Source organism: Clostridium grantii DSM 8605 (assembly GCF_900129965.1).
In the GTDB taxonomy this organism is placed as follows: Bacteria; Bacillota; Clostridia; order Clostridiales; family Clostridiaceae; genus Clostridium_AF; species Clostridium_AF grantii.
In genome coordinates this window covers 237073-260938 of the sequence record NZ_FQXM01000004.1, presented here as the reverse complement: position 1 = coordinate 260938, position 23866 = coordinate 237073, and the positions used below count along the sequence as shown (strand labels likewise).

Annotated in this window: 25 protein-coding genes; 22 read left to right on the top strand and 3 right to left on the bottom strand. The window is 28.6% G+C overall.

Annotated features, from left to right (window positions below):
* Window position 1: 1 nt before the first annotated feature.
* From BUB83_RS04930 to spoVAE, 12 genes are all read left to right on the top strand, one after another.
* Window positions 2–1420, top strand: a complete 1419-nt coding sequence (locus tag BUB83_RS04930; RefSeq protein WP_073337335.1) for an O-antigen ligase family protein — start codon at window positions 2–4, stop codon at window positions 1418–1420.
* A 10-nt stretch (window positions 1421–1430) separates the two neighbouring features.
* Window positions 1431–2462 carry a glycosyltransferase family 2 protein gene (locus tag BUB83_RS04925; RefSeq protein WP_073337334.1) on the top strand — a complete coding sequence of 344 codons (1032 nt, stop codon included), beginning with the start codon at window positions 1431–1433 and terminating at the stop codon, window positions 2460–2462.
* A 109-nt stretch (window positions 2463–2571) separates the two neighbouring features.
* The gene (locus BUB83_RS04920; protein ID WP_073337333.1) at window positions 2572–3216 is read left to right on the top strand and encodes a sugar transferase; all 645 of its coding nucleotides are present in this window, start codon (window positions 2572–2574) and stop codon (window positions 3214–3216) included.
* Window positions 3217–3298: 82 nt separating this feature from the next.
* Complete coding sequence (locus tag BUB83_RS04915; protein WP_073337332.1) at window positions 3299–3868, top strand: nitroreductase family protein; 570 nt, start codon at window positions 3299–3301, stop codon at window positions 3866–3868.
* 96 nt (window positions 3869–3964) lie between these two features.
* Window positions 3965–4600, top strand: a complete 636-nt coding sequence (locus BUB83_RS04910; protein ID WP_073337331.1) for a cyclodeaminase/cyclohydrolase family protein — start codon at window positions 3965–3967, stop codon at window positions 4598–4600.
* A gap of 101 nt (window positions 4601–4701) precedes the next feature.
* Entirely contained in the window at window positions 4702–6453 is a 1752-nt protein-coding gene (locus BUB83_RS04905; RefSeq protein WP_073337330.1) for an Eco57I restriction-modification methylase domain-containing protein, read from the top strand.
* A gap of 164 nt (window positions 6454–6617) precedes the next feature.
* A complete protein-coding gene (gene spoIIAA / locus BUB83_RS04900) occupies window positions 6618–6953 on the top strand; it encodes an anti-sigma F factor antagonist (RefSeq protein ID WP_073337329.1) in 336 nt (111 codons plus the stop codon).
* A 13-nt stretch (window positions 6954–6966) separates the two neighbouring features.
* Complete coding sequence (gene spoIIAB / locus BUB83_RS04895) at window positions 6967–7398, top strand: anti-sigma F factor (protein ID WP_073337328.1); 432 nt, start codon at window positions 6967–6969, stop codon at window positions 7396–7398.
* Window positions 7399–7420: 22 nt separating this feature from the next.
* Entirely contained in the window at window positions 7421–8167 is a 747-nt protein-coding gene (gene sigF / locus BUB83_RS04890) for an RNA polymerase sporulation sigma factor SigF (RefSeq protein ID WP_073337327.1), read from the top strand.
* Window positions 8168–8254: 87 nt separating this feature from the next.
* Complete coding sequence (gene spoVAC, locus BUB83_RS04885) at window positions 8255–8707, top strand: stage V sporulation protein AC (protein ID WP_073337326.1); 453 nt, start codon at window positions 8255–8257, stop codon at window positions 8705–8707.
* A 67-nt stretch (window positions 8708–8774) separates the two neighbouring features.
* The gene (gene spoVAD, locus BUB83_RS04880) at window positions 8775–9788 is read left to right on the top strand and encodes a stage V sporulation protein AD (protein ID WP_073337325.1); all 1014 of its coding nucleotides are present in this window, start codon (window positions 8775–8777) and stop codon (window positions 9786–9788) included.
* Between the two features lie 6 nt (window positions 9789–9794).
* On the top strand, window positions 9795–10154 hold the full coding sequence (gene spoVAE, locus BUB83_RS04875; protein ID WP_073337324.1) for a stage V sporulation protein AE: 360 nt from the start codon (window positions 9795–9797) through the stop codon (window positions 10152–10154).
* 36 nt (window positions 10155–10190) lie between these two features.
* Here the strand turns inward: spoVAE and BUB83_RS04870 are convergent, their stop codons facing one another.
* Together BUB83_RS04870 and hpt are read right to left on the bottom strand one after the other, a co-directional pair.
* Window positions 10191–13118: a transglycosylase domain-containing protein gene (locus BUB83_RS04870; RefSeq protein WP_073337323.1), complete on the bottom strand. Its 2928-nt coding sequence runs from the start codon at window positions 13116–13118 to the stop codon at window positions 10191–10193.
* A 171-nt stretch (window positions 13119–13289) separates the two neighbouring features.
* Window positions 13290–13817 carry a hypoxanthine phosphoribosyltransferase gene (gene hpt, locus BUB83_RS04865; protein WP_073337322.1) on the bottom strand — a complete coding sequence of 176 codons (528 nt, stop codon included), beginning with the start codon at window positions 13815–13817 and terminating at the stop codon, window positions 13290–13292.
* A gap of 155 nt (window positions 13818–13972) precedes the next feature.
* On the opposite strand from hpt, the gene hflX reads away from it, so the two are divergent.
* The 7 genes from hflX (at window position 13973) to BUB83_RS04830 (ending at window position 20712) form a co-directional block, all read left to right on the top strand.
* On the top strand, window positions 13973–15772 hold the full coding sequence (gene hflX / locus BUB83_RS04860) for a GTPase HflX (RefSeq protein WP_073337321.1): 1800 nt from the start codon (window positions 13973–13975) through the stop codon (window positions 15770–15772).
* Between the two features lie 75 nt (window positions 15773–15847).
* Window positions 15848–16207, top strand: coding sequence for a hypothetical protein (locus tag BUB83_RS04855; protein ID WP_073337320.1), 360 nt, complete (start codon window positions 15848–15850; stop codon window positions 16205–16207).
* Between the two features lie 32 nt (window positions 16208–16239).
* Window positions 16240–17130 (top strand): nucleotidyltransferase domain-containing protein, encoded by an 891-nt coding sequence (locus BUB83_RS04850; protein WP_073337319.1) that lies wholly within the window; start codon window positions 16240–16242, stop codon window positions 17128–17130.
* A gap of 12 nt (window positions 17131–17142) precedes the next feature.
* Window positions 17143–18552 carry a MocR-like pyridoxine biosynthesis transcription factor PdxR gene (gene pdxR, locus BUB83_RS04845; protein ID WP_073337318.1) on the top strand — a complete coding sequence of 470 codons (1410 nt, stop codon included), beginning with the start codon at window positions 17143–17145 and terminating at the stop codon, window positions 18550–18552.
* A 1-nt stretch (window position 18553) separates the two neighbouring features.
* Entirely contained in the window at window positions 18554–19225 is a 672-nt protein-coding gene (locus BUB83_RS04840; protein WP_073337317.1) for a HEAT repeat domain-containing protein, read from the top strand.
* A complete protein-coding gene (locus BUB83_RS04835; protein ID WP_073337316.1) occupies window positions 19225–19875 on the top strand; it encodes a YigZ family protein in 651 nt (216 codons plus the stop codon). Before BUB83_RS04840 ends, BUB83_RS04835 begins: the two co-directional genes overlap by 1 nt.
* Window positions 19876–19971: 96 nt before the next feature.
* Complete coding sequence (locus BUB83_RS04830) at window positions 19972–20712, top strand: YebC/PmpR family DNA-binding transcriptional regulator (RefSeq protein WP_073337315.1); 741 nt, start codon at window positions 19972–19974, stop codon at window positions 20710–20712.
* Window positions 20713–20754: 42 nt separating this feature from the next.
* Here BUB83_RS04830 and BUB83_RS04825 read toward each other — a convergent pair whose 3' ends face one another.
* Complete coding sequence (locus tag BUB83_RS04825; protein ID WP_073337314.1) at window positions 20755–21084, bottom strand: winged helix-turn-helix transcriptional regulator; 330 nt, start codon at window positions 21082–21084, stop codon at window positions 20755–20757.
* Window positions 21085–21265: 181 nt separating this feature from the next.
* Here BUB83_RS04825 and BUB83_RS04820 point away from each other — a divergent pair, with 181 nt between their 5' ends.
* The 3 genes from BUB83_RS04820 (at window position 21266) to BUB83_RS04810 (ending at window position 23810) form a co-directional block, all read left to right on the top strand.
* Entirely contained in the window at window positions 21266–21898 is a 633-nt protein-coding gene (locus BUB83_RS04820; protein WP_073337313.1) for a flavodoxin family protein, read from the top strand.
* 78 nt (window positions 21899–21976) lie between these two features.
* Window positions 21977–22603, top strand: a complete 627-nt coding sequence (locus tag BUB83_RS04815; RefSeq protein ID WP_073337312.1) for a hypothetical protein — start codon at window positions 21977–21979, stop codon at window positions 22601–22603.
* Window positions 22604–22808: 205 nt separating this feature from the next.
* A complete protein-coding gene (locus BUB83_RS04810; protein WP_073337311.1) occupies window positions 22809–23810 on the top strand; it encodes a cell wall-binding repeat-containing protein in 1002 nt (333 codons plus the stop codon).
* The last annotated feature ends 56 nt before the right edge of the window (window positions 23811–23866 follow it).

Sequence of the window (23866 nt, the reverse complement as noted above, 5' to 3'; positions counted from 1 at the left end):
AATGATCATTAAAATTAAGAATTTTGTGTTTAAAAATAAACCAATATTTATAATGAGTTTTATTTTTACAATAGCTTTACTTATTATAAATTATAAAAACCTAGGTTCAATGGATTTGGCAATGCTTTGTGGGTCAACTTTTTTACTTCTCATTGCTTTAGGTTTGATATACCATAACGAAAAAATTTCGCTACTTCTTTTTATTCTATCACTACCAGTCCTTGTGACAGCAAGAAAGTTTTGCTATGTAGATTTTGGAATTTTTAAAATAACTTTCGAAGCAATATATATTACAATTTTCTTTTTATTTAAATTTAAAAAAATATTATTAACTTTGAAAAAAGATTATTATAAGAAAGAAAATAAAATAGTTTACTTAGTTATATCTTTTGGAGTGGTAGCTTTTAGTAGCGTTATATTTTCTCCAGATGTTGAAGAAAGCATAAGACTGACTTTTTTAAGCGTAGCGGTTCCAATTATGTTTTTTTTAATATGCTTAACTGTCATTAATAGAGATGATATAAAGAAAATATACTATATTTTAATACTGAATTTAAACTTTAGTTGTATTTATGGTATGTTTCAAGTATTTAAAGGCGGAGTATCATTAGACAGTTTAAATAGAAATAGAGCACTACTTACCTTTGGTTATCATAATGTGAATATTTTTGCAGCAATATTAATAACAATTACTCCATTGTTGCTTGAATTGATTTTATATAAAAAAACTACTGTAAAAGAAAAAGTGTTCTTATATTCTTCTTTAATAATTCAAATCACAGGATTGCTAATTACTTTTACTAGGGGAGCTTGGCTAACTTTTATTTTAAGTGTTTTTATAATATTGATAAGTAAGAAATATAAAAAATATTTATTTGTATTATGTGGATTAGGGTTGGTTGTAATGAAGCCTGTTTTAGAATTTATAATTTCTAGAGGTACTGGCAGCGTAACTTTCTTGAAGAATCCATCAGCAGTATCAAGAATTCAAGCTATATTTACAGATGTTATCATAATGAAAAAATACCCTTTTGGAACAGGAATGGGTAATTTCCAAGAGCTTTATAAGGAATTTGCTGTTCAAGGCTATATGAGTATACCCACTGTCTTAAGGTGGAAAATGATTGTTGCTCCATATATGTTAGAACATCCACATAATTTATTTTTACAAATAGGGGTGGATTTAGGTGTTTTAACAATGCTATTATTTTTATCTATATTAATTATTACTATATTAAAAACAATTAAATACTATGATAATAATCGAGGTTTTTTAGTATCTATTGTAACTTTTAGTTTTATGGCAGTAATGACTGGTAGTGAACTTAACCACAAAGGAGTAATTTCGGGTACTTTGATATTATTTTTAATAATAGCATTAGTAGAAATTAATAACAGAGTACAAGAAAATATAGAATAAGGTGGAGAAAATGATTAAAAAAATATTAGATAAAACAGTTTCTGTAGTTATTCCATGTAAAAACGAAAAAAACTATATTCAAAAATGTTTAGATTCATTTATTAACCAAAGTTACCATAAGGAATTATATGAAATATTGGTTTGTGATGGTATGTCTACAGATGGTACAAGAGAGATTGTAAAAGAATATACTAAAAAACATAATAACATTAAACTATTAGACAATATTGGAATTACAGCTCCAAAGGCTATGAACATTGGAATAAAGAATTCAAATTCTGATATTGTGGTTATTTTTGGAGCACATGCAGAAGCACACTTTGATTTTATAAAAAATAATGTAGAAAAATTAATGAAAGATAATGTTCATTGTAGTGGAGGGCCTATTGAAACCGTAAGTGATTCTAATATAGGAAAAGCTATTTCATTATCAACTAGTTCGCCTTTTGGAGTTGGGAATGCATTATTTAGATACTCAAAAGAAGAAAAATTTGTAGATACGGTGGCCTTTGGTGCTTATAAAAGGGAGGTTTTTCATAAAATAGGTTATTTCAATGAAGAATTGACGCGAGCTCAAGATTTTGAATTTAATTTTAGATTGACACAAAACAAATTAAATATTTTGTTATCACCAGACATTAAATCTAAGTATTATAGTAGAAGTTCATTAAAAAATCTATGGAATCAATATTACCAATATGGATTTTGGAAACCTAAAATTATTAAAGAATATAAAAAAATAGCTTCAATTAGACATATAATACCTACTTTATTTGTTTTTTACAATATATTAAGTTTAATAGGAAGCATTTTTAGCGGTATTTTCTTTTATCAATGGCTTGCATTTATGTCCTTATATTTTATTTTAGATGCTATTGTTAGTTTTAAACTTTCTAAAAAGGAAATTAATTTATTTCCTTTATGTTGTATAGTATTTCCTATTTTACATGTAAGTTATGGTGTAGGCTTTATTGTGGGGTATATAGCATTTTCTTTGAATTTTGATGCATTAATAAAAAACAATACAAAAATTACAAGATAAATATTTTATACATTGAGAGTTATTTTTAAAAGCAAGGTTAAAATAAAGTTGTAGGCCAATATAGTTTATATTTTAACAAATAAATCCTAGTTTGAAAGGAGATTTATAGATGGAAATTAATAAAGAAATAAATAGTAATTTTGTTGTGTCAAAAGAAATTCAATTAATGATAAAAAGGTGTATTGATGTAGGTATTTCAATTGTAGGTATATTGATATTGTTACCATTTTTCATTGTAATTCCTATACTAATAAGAATGGACTCTAAGGGAAATGTAATATTTAAGCAAACTAGAGTAGGTAAAAATGGAGAGTACTTCACTATTCTAAAGTTTAGAACAATGGTTAATAATGCAGATAGCTTAAGAAAAATAGATATACCATCAAATATTGGGGACTATGTAATTCAAGATAGGAATGATTCAAGAGTAACAAAATTGGGGGCTTTTTTAAGAAAAACAAGTTTAGATGAAATTCCTCAATTGTTTAACGTTTTTATGGGAAGTATGAGTATTGTTGGACCAAGACCTGAGGTACCAGATATTGAAAAACATTTTCCACAAAAGTACAAACAAAGAGTATTAATGACTCCAGGCATAACTGGATGGGCTCAAATTAACGGTAGAGGAGAAATTCCTCTAGAGAAGAAGATTTCTTATGATTTAGAGTATATACAAAACTATAGTTTATTTTTAGATATTAAAATTATTTTGAAAACTTTTAGCTATGTATTTCAACAACAAGGCGCAATGTAAGAGCAGATTTAATCTGCTCTTTTTTTTGTTGTATAAAAAATAAGCAATTTGATAAAAATACTATAGTAAAGGAGAGTGAATTATGGATTTTTATAATGTGATTGATCAACGAAGAAGTGCAAAAAAATTTAATAGCATCAAAGTGGATTGCAATAGTTTAGATAGAATGATTGATGCTGCCTTAATGTCTCCATCTTGGAAGAATAAAAGTTCTTATAAAATGATTATTGTAGAAGATAATGAAAAAAGAAATCAAATATCTTTTGCCATAGAAAACAGAACGGATGAAGCGGCAAATGCTTTGCGTGAAGCCCCTATGGTGGTTGTTATGGTAGGAGAACCTAGTGTTTCAGGAAATTTAGATGGAAAAGAAATGTATTTAGTAGATGGAGCTATCGCAATGGAGCATTTTATATTGGCAGCTACTGAGGAAGGATATGGTACTTGTTGGGTAGCATCCTTTGATGAAAAGAAGGTAAAAGATATTTTATCAATACCAGAAGGATTTAAAATCATAGGCATGACTCCACTAGGAAAAGCGGCCGAATTAAAAGAGCATTACGAGAAAAAAGATAGAAAAGAATATGTTTATTATGATAAATGGGATATTTCTCATAGTAATAAAAAATCAAAAGAAAACAAAGTTCACTAAATCTTAAGGATAATCCTTAAGATTTTTTGGTAAATTTGTTGACATTAAAAATTAAGAATAATAAAATGAGTTTATATGAAATAAGGGGGATACAAAATGCAAAAAAACATGAGTATAGAAGAGTACATTGAGATATTAGCTTCAAAGGAAGCAATACCAGGTGGAGGAAGTGCTGCTGCTTTAGTAGCAGCTATAGGAAATGCTTTATGTGGAATGGTATTTAGTTTAACTACAAATAAAAAAAGTTTTGAATTAAATGAAGATAGTGTTAAAGAAATGGTGAAGGAAGCTGCAAAATTTTCAAAAGAAGCAAATCAGTTACTATTAAAATCTATGGATGAAGATGGAAAAGCATTCCAACAACTGTTAGAATGTTATAAAATGCCCAAAGAAACAACAAAAGATAAAGAAAGTAGAAATGAAAAACTTCAAAAATGCTATTTCGACTCTTTAAGTGTACCTCTTCAGCTAGCTGAGAAATCTTTAGAATTATATTCTAGTATAGAAATATCTTGTTTACATGGTAATAAAAATCTTATTTCTGATGCAGGGGTGGCTGCAATACTTATAAATGCTGCCATTGAAAGTGCTATACTAAATGTAAAAATAAATTTATCAGGAATCAACAATACTGAGCTAAAGGATAAACTTAACAATAGAATAAAAGAAATAGAAATTGAAAATAATTTGAAAAAGGTAAAAATTATGACTCTTGTAGAAAAAGAGATTTAATTATATAAATTTGTTTTTATACTGATATTCATGGTATACTAATTTGTAAAACTATTTGGTTTTAGACTATTATAGTAGACTATTATATTGGAGAGTATTAAATGGAACTTAACTTTAAAAAAGTAATTAACGAATTATATTGTATTATTAAAGAACCCATGGATATAAGTTTTAAATATATTGCTATAGATAATTATAAAAAAGCCCTGGATATAAAAGAAAGTAGCTTTTCACAATACTACATTAAAGTGTTAAAAGATAGAAAAAATAAAGGTGTGGTTTATACACCAAAACCAATTGCAGATTACATGATAAAAAATCTTGTAGATAAAAAAGAAATTATAAATAATCCTTTTTTAAAAATATTAGATCCTTCCTGTGGTTGTGGAAATATAATCATTCCTACCATTGAGTATTTGTTGGAGATTTACTTGGAAAACCTAGATTTGATTAATACTAAAAATGATTTGAAACTAACCAAGTATTCTATTATAGAACATATACTTACTAATAATGTTTATGGATATGATATTGATGAGTATTCAATTAAAATATTAATTATTGATATTTTTCAACTTTATGGGGTACTCAATTTAGGGAATTTTAAAGTCACTGATTTTTTAATTGATGATATTGATATTAGATTTGATTTTATTATTGGAAACCCTCCATATATAGGACATAAGACTATTGAAAGAGAATATTTTAACTTGCTTAAAAATAAGTATGGAAGTATTTATAGAGATAAAAGTGATATTTCTTATTGCTTTTTCCAAAAGGGATTAAAGGTAATTAATAAAATGGGTAAAATCACTTTTATAACTTCTAGATATTTTATGGAATCTTTAAGTGGTTCAGATTTAAGGAAAATTTTGAAAGAATATTGTTCTATTTATAGAATAATAGATTTTTATGGAATAAGACCCTTTAAAAATATAGGCATCGACCCAGTTATTATATTTTTTGTTAATAGTAGTGATGCAGTTGAATACATAAATGTAATAAAGCCGAAAATCAATGTTGGTTCAAAAAATATTAATTTTTATAATTCAGTATTCCTCAATGAAGGAAAAGAATATAATGAATTTACAATTAATAAAAACCTTTTAAATAACAAAGGGTGGATGTTAAAAGATGAAAAAGAAAGAGAAATTATTAGAAAAATAGAAGAAAAAAGCATAACTAATTTAGCAAATATTTGTTATAGCTATCAAGGAATTATTTCAGGATTAGATAAAGCATTTGTAGTAGATGAAGAAATAATTAAAGATAACAAATTAGAAAAAGATATAATTATGCCATGGATTAAGAGTACAAGCATTGAAAAAAATAAAGTTAACTCTACCGGAAAATATATAATCTATACTGACAAAATTGAAGATAAAAGCTTATATCCTAATTGTTTGAAATACATAGCACAACATAAGGAAAAACTAATGAATCGAAGAGAATGCAAGTTTGGAAAAAGAAAGTGGTATGAACTTCAATGGGGTAGAAAAGAATTTATTTTTCAAGAAGAAAAAATAGTATTTCCTTATAAGTCAAAGAACAATAGATTTTCCTTAGATAAAGGTAAATGTTTTAGCGCAGATGTATATGCATTGTCATTGAAGGAAGATGTGGCAATAAATTATGACTATCTATTATTTCTACTTAACAGTAAGGTTTACGAATTTTATTTTAAATGTTTTACAAAAAAACTAGGTGAGGATATGTATGAATATTATCCTAATAATTTAATGAAACTATGCATTCCTATAAATGAATTTAGTGATTTTAGTGACGAGAATGATTTAAATCAGTTTTTTGGCTTTGGAGATGAAGAAATAGAAATAATTAATAATTCAATTTAAGTAGCTATGCTACTTTTTTTTGTTTGAGAATAAATGTATATTTTTTTAGGAATAAAACAAACAAAATTGGACATAATAAAAATAATTAAAAAAATTTTTAGAAAATAAAGGAAATAAAACATATTTATAGAATTATATTAATACAGGAAGAGTGGAGGGATAAAATGTATATTAAATTCACTAATACTAAAAATACTTTAGTAGCTCATTTAAGCGGAGAATTAGACCATCATAGTGCCAGTGAAGTTAGAAGTAAACTTGATGATATGATTGAAAGAACTAATGCTTTGAATTTGGTAATGGATTTTTCAGAAGTCAGTTTTATGGATAGTTCAGGTATAGGGGTTGTAATAGGCAGATACAAGAAGTTATTGTCCAAGAAGGGTAAAGTGTCTATATCAAATGCAAATGGCTCTGTAAGAAGGGTTTTTGAGTTATCAGGGATGTTTAAAATAATACCAGTATATAATAATTCAGATGAAGCCATTAAAAGCGTTTAACGGGGGGGTAAATATGTTTGAAAATACTATGAAAGTTGAATTTTTGAGCAAATCACAAAATGAAAGTTTTGCTAGGGTAGCAGTGGCAGCATTTATTTCTCAGTTAGACCCAACAATAGAAGAATTAGCTGATGTCAAAACTGCAGTTTCTGAAGCAGTGACTAATTCTATAATTCATGGATATGGTGATAATATAGGATTTATTACTATTGAAGTGAAAATATTGGGTAATGAAATTGAGATTAAGATAAAAGATAAAGGGGTAGGAATAAAAGATATTGACAAAGCAATGGAACCTTTATTTACATCTCGACCAGATTTGGAAAGGTCAGGAATGGGCTTTACCGTTATGGAAACTTTTATGGATAAATTAGAAGTTTTATCAGATGAAGAAGATGGTACAACCATACTCATGAAGAAAAAATTCAAATCTTTGGAAGGATAAAAGGGGGATATATAATTGATAAATGGGCACTATGAATAATGAAGCAAGAAAAAATTATGATAACAACTTAGTATTATTAAAAAAAGCCCAAGCAGGTGATTCTTTAGCACTTGACCAATTAGTTGAAATAAATCTTCCTTTAGTAGCAGCATTAACAAAAAAATTTATGAATAGGGGCTACGAGTATGATGATATTTTTCAAATAGGTTCTATGGGCTTGATAAAAGCTATTCAAAATTTTGATTTGAGTTACGATGTTAAATTTTCTACATATGCTGTTCCTATGATTATGGGAGAAATTAGAAGATTTTTAAGAGATGATGGATTTATTAAAGTAAGCAGAAATGTAAAATATCTAGCAAAAAAAATTCATTATGGAAAAGAAAAGTTAACTCAGAGTTTAAAAAGAGAACCAACTATTCAAGAGCTAGCAGAATATATGGATATTTCTAAAGAAGAATTAGTTTTTTCAATGGATGCTACACTTGAACCACAATATTTATATGAAATTATTCATCAAGAAGATGGTGCGCCTATATACTTGATGGATAAACTTACTGAGGAAGAAGACTTATCAATTGCAGATAAAATGAATTTGAAAGATGTTTTAAGTACTTTAGATAAAAGATCAAGACAAATTATTATGCTAAGGTACTTCAAAGATGTAACTCAAATGAATGTAGCAAAGATGCTAGGAATAAGTCAGGTACAAGTGTCAAGAATAGAGAAAAAGGTATTAAGTCAAATGAAAGAAAAATTGAAAGAATAAAGAAAACTCACTTAAGGTGAGTTTTTTTATGTTTAAAAAAGTTTTTTTTGAGAAAAATAATTATATGATGCCTTTGGAGGTGTAGTTATGAAAGAAAAAGAAAATGATGTGAAATTAAAATTTAAACAAGTATCACAAAGAGATACTCCAAATACTAAACTTATCAGTAATTGTGTAAAGGCTTTTATTGTAGGGGGATTAATATGCGATGTGGGACAAATGTTTTTAAATTTTTATACAAGAATAGGATTGGATAAACAAAATGCAGGTACTTTAGTTTCTATATCAATGATATTTTTAGGAGCTTTGCTAACTGGGATTGGAATATATGATAAAATTGGTGATTTTGCAGGAGCGGGTTCAGTTGTTCCTATAACAGGATTTGCTAATTCGATAGTATCTCCAGCTATGGAGTTCAAAAAGGAAGGTTTCGTTTTTGGAGTTGGAGCAAAAATGTTTATTATTGCAGGTCCAGTATTGGTTTATGGTATAGGATCTTCTGTTATTGTGGGTATTATCTATTATTTAGTAACATTGTAAAAAAAAGTACTAAAATTATTAATTATAACATTAAATGAAAAATTATTAAATTTTGGAGTGAATGCAAATGAATAAAAGAGTTGGAAAACAAACAATTGAATTAAAAACGAAACCTAGAATAATTGCCACTACTAGTGTAGTTGGACCTAAAGAGGGAGAAGGTCCATTATCCATGTATTTTGATAAAATTTTAAAAGATGATATAAATGGTGAAAAAAGCTTTGAAAAAGCAGAGACAAGTATTTTAATTGATTCTATTAAAGAAACTATTTTTAAAGGAAATATTACAGAAGATAAAATTAACTATATCATTTCTGGAGATTTATTAAATCAGCTAACAGCTACAAACTTTGCTATGAGGGAATTTAAAATACCTTTTTTGGGAATTTATGGAGCATGTTCAACTATGGCACAAGCTATTGGAATAGCAGCCATGTTAATTGATGGAAACTTTGCCGAATATACAATTGCTGCTACATCATCACATTTTTCTTCAGCTGAAAGACAATTTAGAATGCCACTTGAAATGGGAAGTCAAAGAGCACCATCAGCACAATGGACAGTTACAGGGTCAGGGTCTATGTTGTTTGGAACAAAAGGAAACTTCCCTTTTGTAAAGTATGTAACCACTGGAATGGTCAAGGATTATGGAGTTAAGGATGCAAATAATATGGGAGCAGCTATGGCACCTGCTGCAGTAGACACGATTAAGCAACATTTTTTGGACACAGGTAGAAAACCAGATGATTATGATATTATAGCTACTGGTGATTTGGGGTCTATTGGTAGAAAAATAACTCAAGATTTGATTAGTGAGTATGGATTTAATTTAGGTAAAAATTATATTGATTGTGGTGAAGAAATTTTTGACCATGATAGACAAAAAACTCATTCAGGTGGAAGTGGATGTGGGTGTTCAGCAGTAGTAAGCACTGGATTCTTGTATAAGGGCTTAGTAGAAGGAAAATTTAAAAGAGTTCTATTAGTTTCCACAGGGGCTTTGATGAGTACAACGTCTTCTTTGCAAGGGGAAAGCATTCCAGGTATTGCTCATGCAGTGAGTTTAGAGGTAGGAGTGTGAATAAAGATGAATGATTATTTAATGACATTCCTTGTTGGAGGGATTATTTGTACTATAGGTCAAATTTTAATTGACAAAACAAAATTAACTCCTGCAAGAATTTTAGTTTTATTTGTTACTTTAGGGGTTATATTAGGAGCTTTAGGTATATATGATGTGGTGGTAGAATATGGAAATGCAGGGGCGACGGTTCCTTTACCAGGTTTTGGATACGCACTTTCTAAAGCGGTAATGGAGGAAGTTGATAAAGAAGGATTAATAGGAGCATTTACAGGTGGGATAAAAGGAACAGCGGGGGGAATAAGTGCTGCAATTTTGTTTGGATATATTATGGCTCTTATCTTTAATTCAAAATCCAAAAAATAAAAAAAAGTAAAGGGGTGACCTTTACTTTCTTTTGTTTTAATTTGTAGTTGTATTTGGTATAGTAGTTGTATTTGGTGTTGTATTTGTATTTGGTTTTGGAGTTTGAGCTGGTGTTTGCACTGGTGTTTGTGTTGTAGGGTTATTTCCAGGGTTATTAGCTCCTCCTTCTGTTTCAGATGGAACTGGTAACTCCTCAGGTATTTCTTCCTCAACAGGTGGTAATGTGTCATCTAATTGAATTGGTAATACATATTTTTGATCTTGTAAAGTAACAGATGGAAGATAGTCTCTTGTAATAAAGACTCTAGCTTCTCTTAGTTCCTCAGGAGTAAATTCAGTGGCAAGTAAACCATTGGATGAATTTATTTCTGCTTCTACGTGAACATTATCTGTTTCAGTTGGAACAGTTCCAGGTAAAAAGTAGAATCTTTGGACTCTGCTACCTCTTTGATCTTTATAAGATAATTCAGTAGGAAGTAATCCAGAATCAATATCAATCAATGCAGTGGTTAGACCACTAGGCATTTTTATTTCAGCATAATCTTTGCCTTCATTTGCTACCATCATTATTTTACCAAAAATATAAGCCGCGTCTGAACTGCCTAGTCCTTTTAATTTGATATGATTATCTATCCAAACTGCTCCAGAATAATATGGAGTTAAACCACAGAACCATAAATTCTTCATTTCGGTAGAAGTACCGGTTTTACCCATGATTGGCAGATTAGAAGTGAAACTACTTCTAATTCTACTTCCTGTTCCACCACTTGAAGTAGGCCCTTTAAGTAATTCTGACATTATGAAAGCAGTTTGAGGCGATAAAACCTCTCTGGTGCTTACTTCAGATTCAAGAATAATTTTTCCTTGTCTGTTAACAACTTTGGTATATAATCTTGGTTCAGTGTACTTACCATCATTACCGAAAACACCGTAGGCATTAGCCATTTCAAAGGTATTTGTTCCGTGTACTAATTCACCTAAGGCTAAAGCGGATGGGTAATTTTTTTCAGCATTTGTAAAAGATAACCCGAATTTTTCTCCATAGCTTACAGCAGTAGAGAAACCAATTTTATCAATAATTTTAGCAGCTACTACATTTATGGAGTTTTTCAAAGCTTGTTGAACAGTTACATATCCTTGGAAAATATCAGGACTATTGCTTGGGCTCCAATTATTAAATTTCTTAAAAGTTGCTTCATCTAATGGTGAATCTTCTATCACAGAGGCTGCAGTTAAAATTTTACTATCAATAGCCGCACTGTAGATTGTAAGTGGCTTAATGCTAGAACCAGATGGATAAGTTGCATCTACAGCAAGATTTAAACCAGCTGCGGTTTCTTCATACTTTGCACCAACAATTGTTTTTACTTCTCCAGTATGGTAATCAACAATAACTGCTGAGCCTTGAGGTTGAAGTAATCCACTACTATCTCTTGTAGGATTAACATTTACATTTTTAAAGTTTGAATCATCGTTTAAGATTTTTTGTGTTTCTTCTTGTAAATTTCTATCCATAGTGGTATAAATTTTTAAATTACCAGATGAAAGCATATTCTTAGCTTCATCAATGTCGTAATTATATTTTTCCATAAGATCAGTTAAAACTTGAGATATAACTGGTCTTGCGAACCATTCATATGCATATTTACCGGAATTTGATGAGTTGTTCAATATTATTTCATTTCCCAAAGCCGAGTTAACACTTAAATTTAATACTAATAGATTAAACTCGCCTTTAGTCTCATTTTCTAAGAAATCACCACCATTTAATTCTGCAATGTATGAATCTTCTTCTTTCAATTTCTCAATTGAATTTGTGATCCTTTTTATAGCTGCTTCGTCATTTTCAGTTTGTGCATCGATTAACAATTTATTCAAATATTCAATAGCTTCAGATTTATAAAGTTTTTTTGCATTAGTTAGGTAATATTCTTTTGAGATATATCCTAAGTCGTACAATGAAAGTAGATTTTCTGAAATACTTTCAGAAGTTAATCCATTTTCTTCAACACCTGTTGTATAGAATTCTTTTTCTATTATGCCTTGTTGATACATACTATATAAATTAGCTGTTATAGGGGATTTTTTTACTAAATCCACAGTCTCATTATACTCAGTTTCTGTAATATACTCATTTTTTTTCATAGACCCTAAAACAAGTAAAGTTCTAGTGATATATCGAGGTTGTGATTCTTCATCATTACTGATAGGATAGGATCCTTTTCTTGAAGTTAATGAGTAAGGATAGTAAACAGAGGGGCTTTGTGTTAAACCAGCTGTAAAAGAACTTTCTAATAAGTTCAAATCCTTAGCGGGTTTGTTGAAATACTGATTAGCGGCAGCTTCAACACCAATGGCTCTACCACCTAAATAAAAGGTATTCATATAAGCTTCTAAAATTTCATCCTTAGGTATTTCATTGTTTAGCTCAATTGCAAGATAAATTTCTTGAAATTTTCTTTGGATTTTATCGGCCATATTATCTCCACGTTCTAATATGGTGTTAACTAAAAGTTGTTGCGTTATGGTTGAAGCACCTTCAAGTCCTGAGGATCCAGTTAAATATGATTTTACATCATTATACAGAGCTCCAAGTATTCTTTTAGGATCTATTCCGCCATGATCATAGAATCTTTCATCTTCAATACTAACCACAGCATTTTGAACGTATTTAGACATTTCAGAAATATCTACCACGGTTCTATCTTTCTCAGTTATATATGTAACCATATATTGACCTTCATCATCATAAAGTTTAGAAGATTCGTCGTAGTTTATAATTTGAGCCATATCAAGTGGGGGAGCAGAACGTATCATTGCAATTGCAATTCCTGCAAAAACTACACATCCAAATAAAAATGATATGAAAATGGATAGTAATATTAGTTTAAAAGCCATAAAACGTTTCTTTTTTGGCTTTTTGTTTGTATCATCCTTTTGTTTAATCTCGTTTTTTTGAGACATAAAAAATCCTCCTTAAGTATGTTCATCTAATTTAGAGTTGTTTTTGTAAATATAGTTTTATACATAATAGATTATACACTATTTTAGATATTTTGATAATAGATGTGTAAAATTTATACAACTAATTAAGAATAGCACATAAAATAAAAACAAATTGCTTAAGCAATTTGTTTATTTTTCTTCCCAATTAAATACATAAGGTACATTTCTGTAGAAATCGCCATAGTTTAAACCATAGCCAACAACAAAAACATCTTCTATTTCAAAGCAAAAATAATCTGGTTTCAAATCCACTTTTCGTCTGGACGGTTTATCTAAAAACACACATGTTTTAACAGTAGATGCATTTAATTCTTTGCAACGATTTACAACAAATTCCATAGTGTATCCAGTGTCAACAATATCATCAACCACTAAAACATCCCATCCGGTAAGGTCATCAGGAATATCAGAAACTATTTTAACTTTTCCTGTAGATTGTTCATTGTGCCCATAACTAGAGGTTGTCATAAAACCAATTTTTGTAGGTAAATCTATGTTTCTCACTAAATCAGCAGTATAAATAAAACTACCTCTTAAAAGTGAAAGAACATATATTTGCTTTCCGGCATAATCTTTTGCAATTTCTTTGCCAAGTTCTGTGATTCTTTCAGAAATTTCTGTTTCATTAATTAGAATATTTTTCTTCTTGTGTTCCATGAATAGCCTCCAAGTAAAGATATTTACAATAATGATTTTATAGTATAGAATAAAATGAAAGTTGTCAAGGAAAAATCGCATTTTACCTATAATAAATATAGGGTATTTACGGTTTTATCCTCTGTTAATTATCAAAATACTATTGAGGTGATAATATGGTAGAAGGAAATATAACTGGTGTTAAAAATTCAATATTAAATAAATTAGATGATTTATATAATGTTAAAACAGAAAAAAATGTTCTGGCTAATATTGAAATTATAGAGGCTATAACAAGTGTAACAAATGATATAAATAGAGAAATAAGTGTAGCTATTGATAGGAAAGGTAAGGTGTTAAATGTATCTATTGGAGACAGTGGTTCTGTACATCTTCCACTACTTTCTTTAAAAGAAAAAAAATTATCAGGAGTTAAAATTATTCATACTCATCCTAATGGAAACCCTTTATTATCTGCTATAGATTTATCTGCATTAATACAACTAAAACTTGATGCAATTGCAGCTATTGGAATAGAAAATGGAAATGTAACTGGAGTATGTTTAGGATATTGTAATTTCTCTGATAATGTTTTAACAACTGTAGAAACAGCACCTTTAGATATTATAAGTGCTCTTAATATAAATATTGCTGAAAAAGTTGAAGACATTGAGAATTTTATGAAAAATCATAATATTATTGAGGATGACACTGAAAAAGCAATTTTGGTTGGTATTGAGAGTGAAGAAAGTTTAGATGAATTAAAAGAATTGGCTTCAGCTTGTAATGTTTATACAGTGCAAAAGGTATTACAAAAAAGAACTAAAGTAGACTCAGCGTTATTTGTAGGTAAAGGAAAGGTTACAGAACTTGCTATGTTAAGGCAAGCTGAAAAAGCGGATTTAATTATATTTGATGAAGAATTGTCTGCATCACAAATAAGAAATCTTGAAGAACTTACAGGATGTAAAGTTATTGATAGAACTATATTAATTCTAGAAATTTTCGCAAAACGTGCAAAGAGTAGAGAATCAAAAATTCAAATAGAATTAGCTCAATTAAAATATAGATTGCCAAGATTATCAGGACTAGGAACAATATTATCTAGAACAGGTGCAGGTATTGGAACTAGAGGACCTGGAGAGAAAAAACTTGAAATTGATAAAAGACGTATAAGAGAAAGAATATTTGAATTAACAAAAGAACTTCAAAAGGTAAAGAGTATACGTGAAGTTCAAAGAAATAAAAGAACTAAGGATAATATTCCAAAAGTATCTTTAGTGGGATATACAAATACAGGAAAATCTACATTGAGAAATACTTTGTGTTCAAAGTTTGCGCCTAATATATCTAATACTAAAGAAAAAGTTTTTGAGGCAGATATGCTTTTTGCTACATTAGATGTTACCACTAGAGCTATTAATTTACCGGATAACAGATTGGCTACATTAACAGATACAGTAGGGTTTGTAAAAAAATTACCTCATGATTTAATAGAAGCTTTTAAATCTACATTAGAAGAAGTTATTAATTCGGATTTATTAGTTCATGTAATAGATATTGCATCAAGTACGGTAAAAGAAGATATTGAAGCTGTTTGGAGTGTTTTAAAAGAGTTGGAAGCTTTTGAAAAGCCACTTTTATTAGCTTTTAATAAAATTGATAAAATTGAAGAAAAAGAATTATTAAAACTTAAAGAAGAGTTTAATGAATATATCATAGTTCCTATAAGTGCTTTAAAAGAAGAAAATCTTGATTTGTTAATGGAAACTATAACAGAATTATTGCCTGCATCCATTAAGGAGTATAGTTTCTTAATTCCTTATGACAAAGGTACTTTAGTTTCATATATTCATAATAATAGTAAAATACTTCAAGAAGATTATAAAGATAATGGAACATATATTAAAGCTATGGTAGACCCAGAAATGTTAAATAAACTTGAGGAATATTTATTCACAGAAGAAAATGAATAAATTTAGTATTTAAAAAATAAAATTTATAGTAGAAGAAGTCTACAAAATTATTGGATTCAAGTATAGGAGAAAACTATGAGTGAAAATTTTGAGGATACAAAAAAAACATTAGAAGACTTTAATATTGTTAAAGATGAAGTTGCAAAGCTTTGTTTAAATCCATCTAGAAGAGAGTTTTATGATACAGATATAGAACCTCTACTTAAAATGCTTTTAGAGCTTTCTTATGGATCTTCAAACCTTTCAAACGTAGCTAAGAATTTGAGTTCTATAAATTATAGTAAAACTTCAAAGATTGAAGATTCTTTAGATTTGATTTATGATATAAATAAAAGCATTGAAAAAGTATTTAATCAGCTTCAATGTGAAATAAAGGATTTTCTTAAAATCCCTTCTAGCGACATTTGTTGCAAGAAGGGTATTGAGGAAGAGTAAAATTTGTTGTTAAATCAGTGGGGGGTGTTTTTTTGAATAATATTATTTTGGAATATCAAGGCGCTTTTAATTCCATTATTGATAAATTAAAAGGTAGTGATGAAGTTATTGCTGTAATGGTTTTTGGAAGCATGGTCACAGGCGATTTATGGGAAGATTCAGATATAGATTTATTTGTTATTGTTAAAGGTAGTAAAAGTAAAATTGAAAATATTTATACTGAAGAAAAAGAAATTTCAATACATATGAAATTAATTAGTAAAGAAAGATTTATGCAATTTCATGATGAGGATTTTGTAGGAGGGTTTATTCATAGAATGCTTGTTTCTTCTAAATTGGTTTTTTCAAGAGATATGGAAGTTACAGAAAGATTTGATAATGGAAGATATTATCCGGATTTGGAAAGGCAAAAGTGGAGTTTGGTTTATTTGGGAGTACTGATAAAAAATATTGATACTTGTAAAAAATATTTATCAAATGATAGTATTTTCTCAGCCTTTTGTGAGAGTACGAATTGTTTGCAACAATATTCAAGACTTTATGTGAATCATTCAGGGTACATGGTTAGTAAAGATACTATGAGATTTTGTATGAATTTAAATGATGGATTTAAAGAAATAGCAGAAAATTTACTCAGTCTGGAAAATATGAAATTATCTATTGAAAAATTAATTATATATTTAGAAAAAGATATTGAGGAGAATATGAAAAATTATACATCTATCTTATTAAGTTTTATGGCTACCAAAGGAAAACATCTTTCTGCTCAAGAAATTCAATCAGACCAATTCTTTATAAATTTTAAAATTAGTGCGGAGCATATTTTAAATAAGCTTTACAATAAAAATTTAGTAAAAAAATCAAGTAGGGAATTTGCATTAGGGAAAAAGATTTTATTTGAGGAAAATACATATCATTTATAGTAGGAGAATAAAATGAAGAATTTTTATTTTAGTTTTGATGAAGATGATATTAAGTATAAAAAAGTAGCAATACATTTGAAGGCAATGATTAACAATCATGAACTGATTCATGGAGAAAAACTACCTACTATAAGAGAGTATTCGAAACTACTAGGGGTTAATACCAGTACTATTATTAATGCATATGAATTGCTACAGAATGAAGGATACGCTTATAAAAAAATGGGTAGCGGAACTTATGTAAAAAAAGAAGAACAAAAAAATTATATTCTTAAAGAATACTCAAATACATATAAAAAGCTGACTAGGGGTAATTTAGAAAATTTCATAGATTTTACTGGTGAAACCACAAGTTCTGAATTTTTCCCTGTAGATACATTTAAAAAAGTTTTAAATGAAGTTTTAGATAGAGATAAGGAGGATGCTTTTATATACCAAGATGCTTTAGGGTATAAAGGATTAAGGAAAAGCATTAATAAACATTTTTGGAATAATAAAATGGAAATAGATGATATTTTAGTAGTGTCAGGTGCACAGCAAGGTATTGACATTATTACAAAAGCAATCATAAATGTGAATGATAATGTTGTTATAGAAAAGCCGTCCTATAGTGGAGCTATGAATGTTTTTAAATGGAGAAAAGCAAATATAATTGAAATTGATATGAAAAAAGATGGAATACAAGTAGAAGAATTGGAAAAAATTTTACAAAAAAATAGAATAAAATGTTTTTACACCATGCCATATTTTCAAAATCCAACAGGGGTTACATATAGTTTCGAAAAGAAAAAAAGGATATTGGAATTGGCGGAAATTTACGATTTTTATATAATTGAAGATGATTATTTGTCAGATATAAGCTACGATAATAGAGTTGAATTTAAATCTTTAAAAAGTATGGATACCAAAGATCGGGTTATATATATTAAAAGTTTTTCGAAAATTTTTCTTCCGGGTATAAGAATTGGATACGTTATTCCACCACAAAAATATAGTGATAAAATTCAAACCTTTAAGATAAACACAGATATAACCACATCATCTTTGATGCAAAGAGCTTTAGATATTTATATAAGAAAAGGGCTTTGGAAACAACATATAAAAAATTTAAATTTAGAATACAAGAAAAGATATGAATTTTTGATTAAAGAATGTAATAATCTTTTGAAAGATAAAGTGCAAATATATGATACCTATGGAGGGTTAAGTTTATTCTTGAAAATCCAAAGAAAAGATGTGAATTGTATAAAATTATTTGAATATTGTAAAGATAATAATGTACTTATAACGCCTGGAATGCTTTATTATCTCAATAGTGATGATGGTATGCAATATTTTAAAATAGGATTTTCAAAGGTAGACACAAAAGCAATCCACCAAGGATTAATGGTTATAAATAATTTACTAAAGGAAAGTGAATAAAGTGCAAAAGGGATTATTAGATTTTAATTGGGATTATATTCAGGGTTATTCAGAAGAAGACATAACTTATTTTTTGTTTTTAGAAGGAAAAACCATGGAAGCAATCTCTAGGATAAGGAATATTGATAAAGCTTTAGTGCAGAAACATATTATAAATGGTAAAATAAACTATAGATATTTTATTAAAAATGAATCCATTGGAGAATTTCTTCAAGCTTTATCTTTAACAGATAAGCATGATAGAAATTCTATAATCCATAATTTGAATATAGTAATAGAAAAAAAGTTATTAAAGTATATAAATGATAATTATGCAAGTCTTTCTCCTTTAGAAAAAGAAAGAGCGGTTTGGATCATTGGAGAATTAAAGGATATAGATTCTCTTAATGTATTAGTTAAAGCTTCGGTTCATAAAAGCACAAATATCAGAAGAATGGCTATTTCAGCTATGAATAAAATTTCAGATATGAAGTGCGAAGATCATTTGATAAGAACTTTATATGATGATAATCCTCAAGTGGTTCTATACGCTTTAAAAGCTTTAGAAAACTTAAAAAGTAAAAAAGCATTTTCTCATATTGAAAAATTAGAAAAGCAATGGAAAAAAGAATATTTAATAAAGGAAAAAGAAATTTATATATCGAAAGTTTTTTCTGAGGGAGTTGAGCAATAATGGAATATTTAACCATAATGAAAAGTGCTTCTGAAACTTTGGAAATAAAAAAATCACTTTTTATATGTTATTCCAAAAGAGTAAATGATGAAGAAGAAGCAAAGGAATTTATTAAGGATATAAAAAACAAACATAAGGATGCTAGACACAATGTTTTTGCTTATACCATAGGAGAAAACATGGAGATACAAAGATATAGTGATGATGGTGAACCTCAAGGTACAGCAGGGATTCCTGTGCTAGAAGTTATTAAGAAAAAGAATATTAAAGATACAGCAATTGTAGTTACTAGATATTTTGGCGGGATACTTTTAGGGACAGGTGGATTAACCAGAGCTTATTCTAATGCAGCTTCCATGGGAATAGATGCAGCAGGAATTGTTGAAAAAGTAATGGGGATACCTGTTTATGTAGAAATCCCTTATGATTTACTAGGTAAAATTCAGTATTATTGCGAACAAAATGAAAAGTACATAGAAGAAATTCAGTATACAGATGTGGTGAAGATAAATTTATACATAGAAAAATCTCAGCTAGAAGATTTTAATAAAGCAATCATAGAAGTATGCGATGGAAAATCAAAGTTATCTTTTGGTGAAGAAAGTCATTTCTTTAAAATGAAAAATAGACTTTATTTAAATGTTATATAATCAAGAGGGAAACTTGAAATAAATCAACTTTTATATTAAAATGGTATGGTTATCATAAATATTAAAGTATATACATAAAAGAAGCGGGGGATAACAATGTCAGGACATTCAAAATTTAGTAATATTGCAGGTAAAAAAGGTAAGAACGATGCAAAAAGAGGTAAGATATTTACAAAAATAGGAAGAGAACTTGCTTTAGCTGCAAGACAAGGTGGTTCTAATCCGGATATAAATAGCAAATTAAGAGATGCAATAGCAAAAGCAAAAGTAAATAACATGCCTAACGATACTGTTGAAAGGGCTATAAAAAAAGGTGCTGGAGAATTAGAGGGAACAGAATATATGGAGTTTAGTTATGAAGGCTATGCACCATGTGGAGTAGCTGTAACTGTAGATGTTTTAACGGATAACAAAAATAGAAGTGCTGCAAATGTAAGATATTATTTTGATAAATATGGTGGAAATTTAGGATCTACTGGCTGCGTGTCTTATATGTTCCAAAGAAAAGGTCAAATAATAATAGAAAAAAATGAAGAAATTAATGAAGATGAATTAATGATGATGGCATTAGAAGCTGGAGCAGAAGATTTTAATGTAGAAGATGAATTTTATGAAATCATCACTGAAATGCAGGATTATTCTAGCGTTAGAGAAGAATTAGAAAAAAGTGGCTTAGAGTTTTTATCAGCAGAATTAACAATGATTCCTGATACAACAGTAGCATTATCAATGGAAGAAGCAGAAAAAGTTCAAATTCTTATAGATAAAATGGAAGATGATGATGATATTCAAAACGTTTATCATAATGCGGAGTTCCCAGAGGGTTTTGAGGGGTAAATTATAGAATTATAAATATAAATTTAAAGCACACAAAAACAATTAATCTATTGTTTTTGTGTGCTTTTTTGCCCATTGCTGAATATGGTTTAAAGCAGGAAATAAATCCTTGCCAATTTCAGTGAGCTCATATTCTACTTTTGGGGGCACTTCATCGTAAACTTTTTTGTTTATTAGTCCATCATCTTGAAGTTGTTTTAATTTTTCATTCAGTACCTTTTGACTTACACCACAGGTTATTCTTTGTAGTTCTAAAAATCTTTTAGGGCCTTCATTTAGATGGCAAAGGATAACAGCTTTCCATTTGCCTCTAATAAGCTCCATACCTAAATCCAAATCACAAACAAAATTTTTGTTATTATATTTAATCATGTAAACACCTTCTACAATAAAATTATTTATTATAAAAATATCATATATAAAACTATTTAGTCAAATCACAGAATTTAAATTAAGAAGTGTGTCTAGTTACGAAAAAGTGCGTACTTGTTATAAAAGTAAGCAATTGTTATAATGAATTGAAAAAATACAAGAAAGTATAAGAGGTGTTTGTATGAAAGTTGTAGCATTTAATGGAAGTCCTAAAAAAGAAGGAAATACTTATCAAGCTTTAAAGATTGTTGGAGAAGAATTGGAAAAGCAAAATATTGAGTTTGAAATTTTACATGTGGGAAATAAAAATATTAGAGGTTGCGCTGCTTGTAATATGTGTGCAAAAAATAAAAATGAAAAATGCATAATAAATGATGAAGTGAATGATATGATCCAAAAAATGAAAGAAGCAGATGGTATAATTCTTGGTTCTCCAGTTTATTATGCTGGTATAGCTGGAACAATGAAAGCTTTTCTTGATAGAGCATTTTATGTTACTTCGGTAAATGGAATGATGCTAAAATATAAGGTGGGAGCATCCCTTGCAGCAGTTAGAAGGTCAGGTGGAATACCAACTTTTGATTCTTTAAATCATTATATTACTTATTCAGAAATGTTTATGCCGGCATCAAATTACTGGAATGTAGTTCATGGTACTAAACCAGGGGATGTAAATGAAGATGAAGAGGGAAAACAAATTGCTAGAATATTAGGAACTAATATGGCTTGGTTAATGAAAGTTGTGAATGACGGTAAAAGTAATTATGGCATGCCAGAGAAAGAAAAGAAAGTATGGACTAGTTTTATTAGATAATAAGTAGAAAATATAACAAATAAAACTTGGTATAAAAATTGATAAAATGGAAAATATAACAATTAAAGGGGTGATTGTATGAGGAATAAAAAATTTATTATTTTCTCTCTAGTTCTTTTGGTTGGTATATTTTCAATAGGATATGTTATTGCTAACTACTTTTTTTATTCTAAGGATAGAATTATAAATTCAAAAAATAACTCAAATGATAATGTAAGTGTTAGTAGTGAAAAAGATGTGCTATTATCTCAAATTATTGAAGAGAACGTAGAAGTTGTTTTTAAAGTTCAATGTGGAGATAGTAGTACCTTTAGGATTGAGAGAAGTAGTAGTGCATCTAAATTAGAAGTAAGCCAAAAATCTCTTAAGGAACTTTATGAAAAATTCAGAGTTTATGGGTACAAAATCAAAGATGTAGATAATGACAAAATTGAACTATGTAGAAAATCTAATATATATGACCCCAATAAATATATAATTTTATTAGAAAATTGTAACTTGATTATTTGTAAAAGTGACAATGAAGGAAATATTTATAATAAAAAAGGCGAGTATATCTACAAAGAAGAATTAGGAGATACTGGGATAAATATAACCATAAATAGTTTACAAGAGGGAGATATAAAAAAAATCATCACAGGTGATAAAGATATGCAATTGGATACACTAGAAGATGCTTTTACAAGATTGGCAGATTATATTTAAACCATAAAAGACATATGAGAATATGTCTTTTATTATTATCATTAAACAACATTATCATTTTTGGTAATTTATGGTTAGTACATTAAATTCATTGAAAATTGAAAAACCCTATGGTAATATTGAAATATATTAAAGATTTTACTTAAATATTTAATGTGATTAAAATATACATAATAACAAAAGAAAAATTATAGGGGGAAAAAGTATGTTCAGGAACAAGATTGGTAAAAATATTATTATATGTGGAGTGGTGATTTTTGGTTTGATAAGCCCTAAAATTGTTTCTGCTTTAAATGTTAGCTCAATTAGAATGGCAGGGCCTGATAGGTATGATACAGCAGTTGCAATATCAAAAGCTGGGTGGACTAAATCTGATTCAGTAATAATAGCTACAGGAATGGATTTTAAAGATGCTTTAGTGGCGGCACCTTATGCAAAAAGTAAAGATGCTCCAGTTATATTAACTTCAAAAAATCAATTATCAATTAATTCAATAAATGAAATAAAAAGACTTCAAGCAAAAAATGTTTATATTATTGGTAATACTTCTGCTGTATCAGATAATGTGAAAAATCAATTAATTTCTTTAGGAATATCAGTTAATAGGATTTCAGGAGATAATAAATATGCAACAGCGGTAGAAGTTGCTAAGGAAATGGGAACTAGCAATGGAATAGTAATTACTACCTCAGCTACATTTGCAGATGCACTTTCTATTGTACCAATTGCAGCTAGTTATAATATGCCTATTTTATTAACAGATTCAAATACATTGCCAAGTGAAGTGAAGAATTACATAAGTGGAAAAGAAATTCCTAAAACTTATATAATAGGGGGAACGGGAGCGGTAAGTGATACAGTGAAAAATGCTTTCAGTAACACTGTTAGAATTGGTGGAAAAAACAGATATGAAACAAATCTTTTTGTAATGAAGTATTTCCAAGACGATATTGATTTTAGCAATGTTTTTGCTGCTACAGGATTGAATTTCCCGGATGCTTTATCAGGGGCAGCTTTAGCAGCTAAGTATAATTCTCCTTTAATACTTACAAATGCAAATATGCCTTCTGCCACTGATTTCTATTTAAAAACAAAAGCATTAACTGGATTCACTCTTTTGGGTGGAACGGCAGTAATAAGTACTTCTTTAGAAAAAACTATACAAGCTTATAAAGTGGAATCATTTAGTATTGTATCAATAGAGTAAATTTGAATTAAAAAGAGCGAAGGCTCTTTTTTTGTAGCTTGATAATTTACTATTAA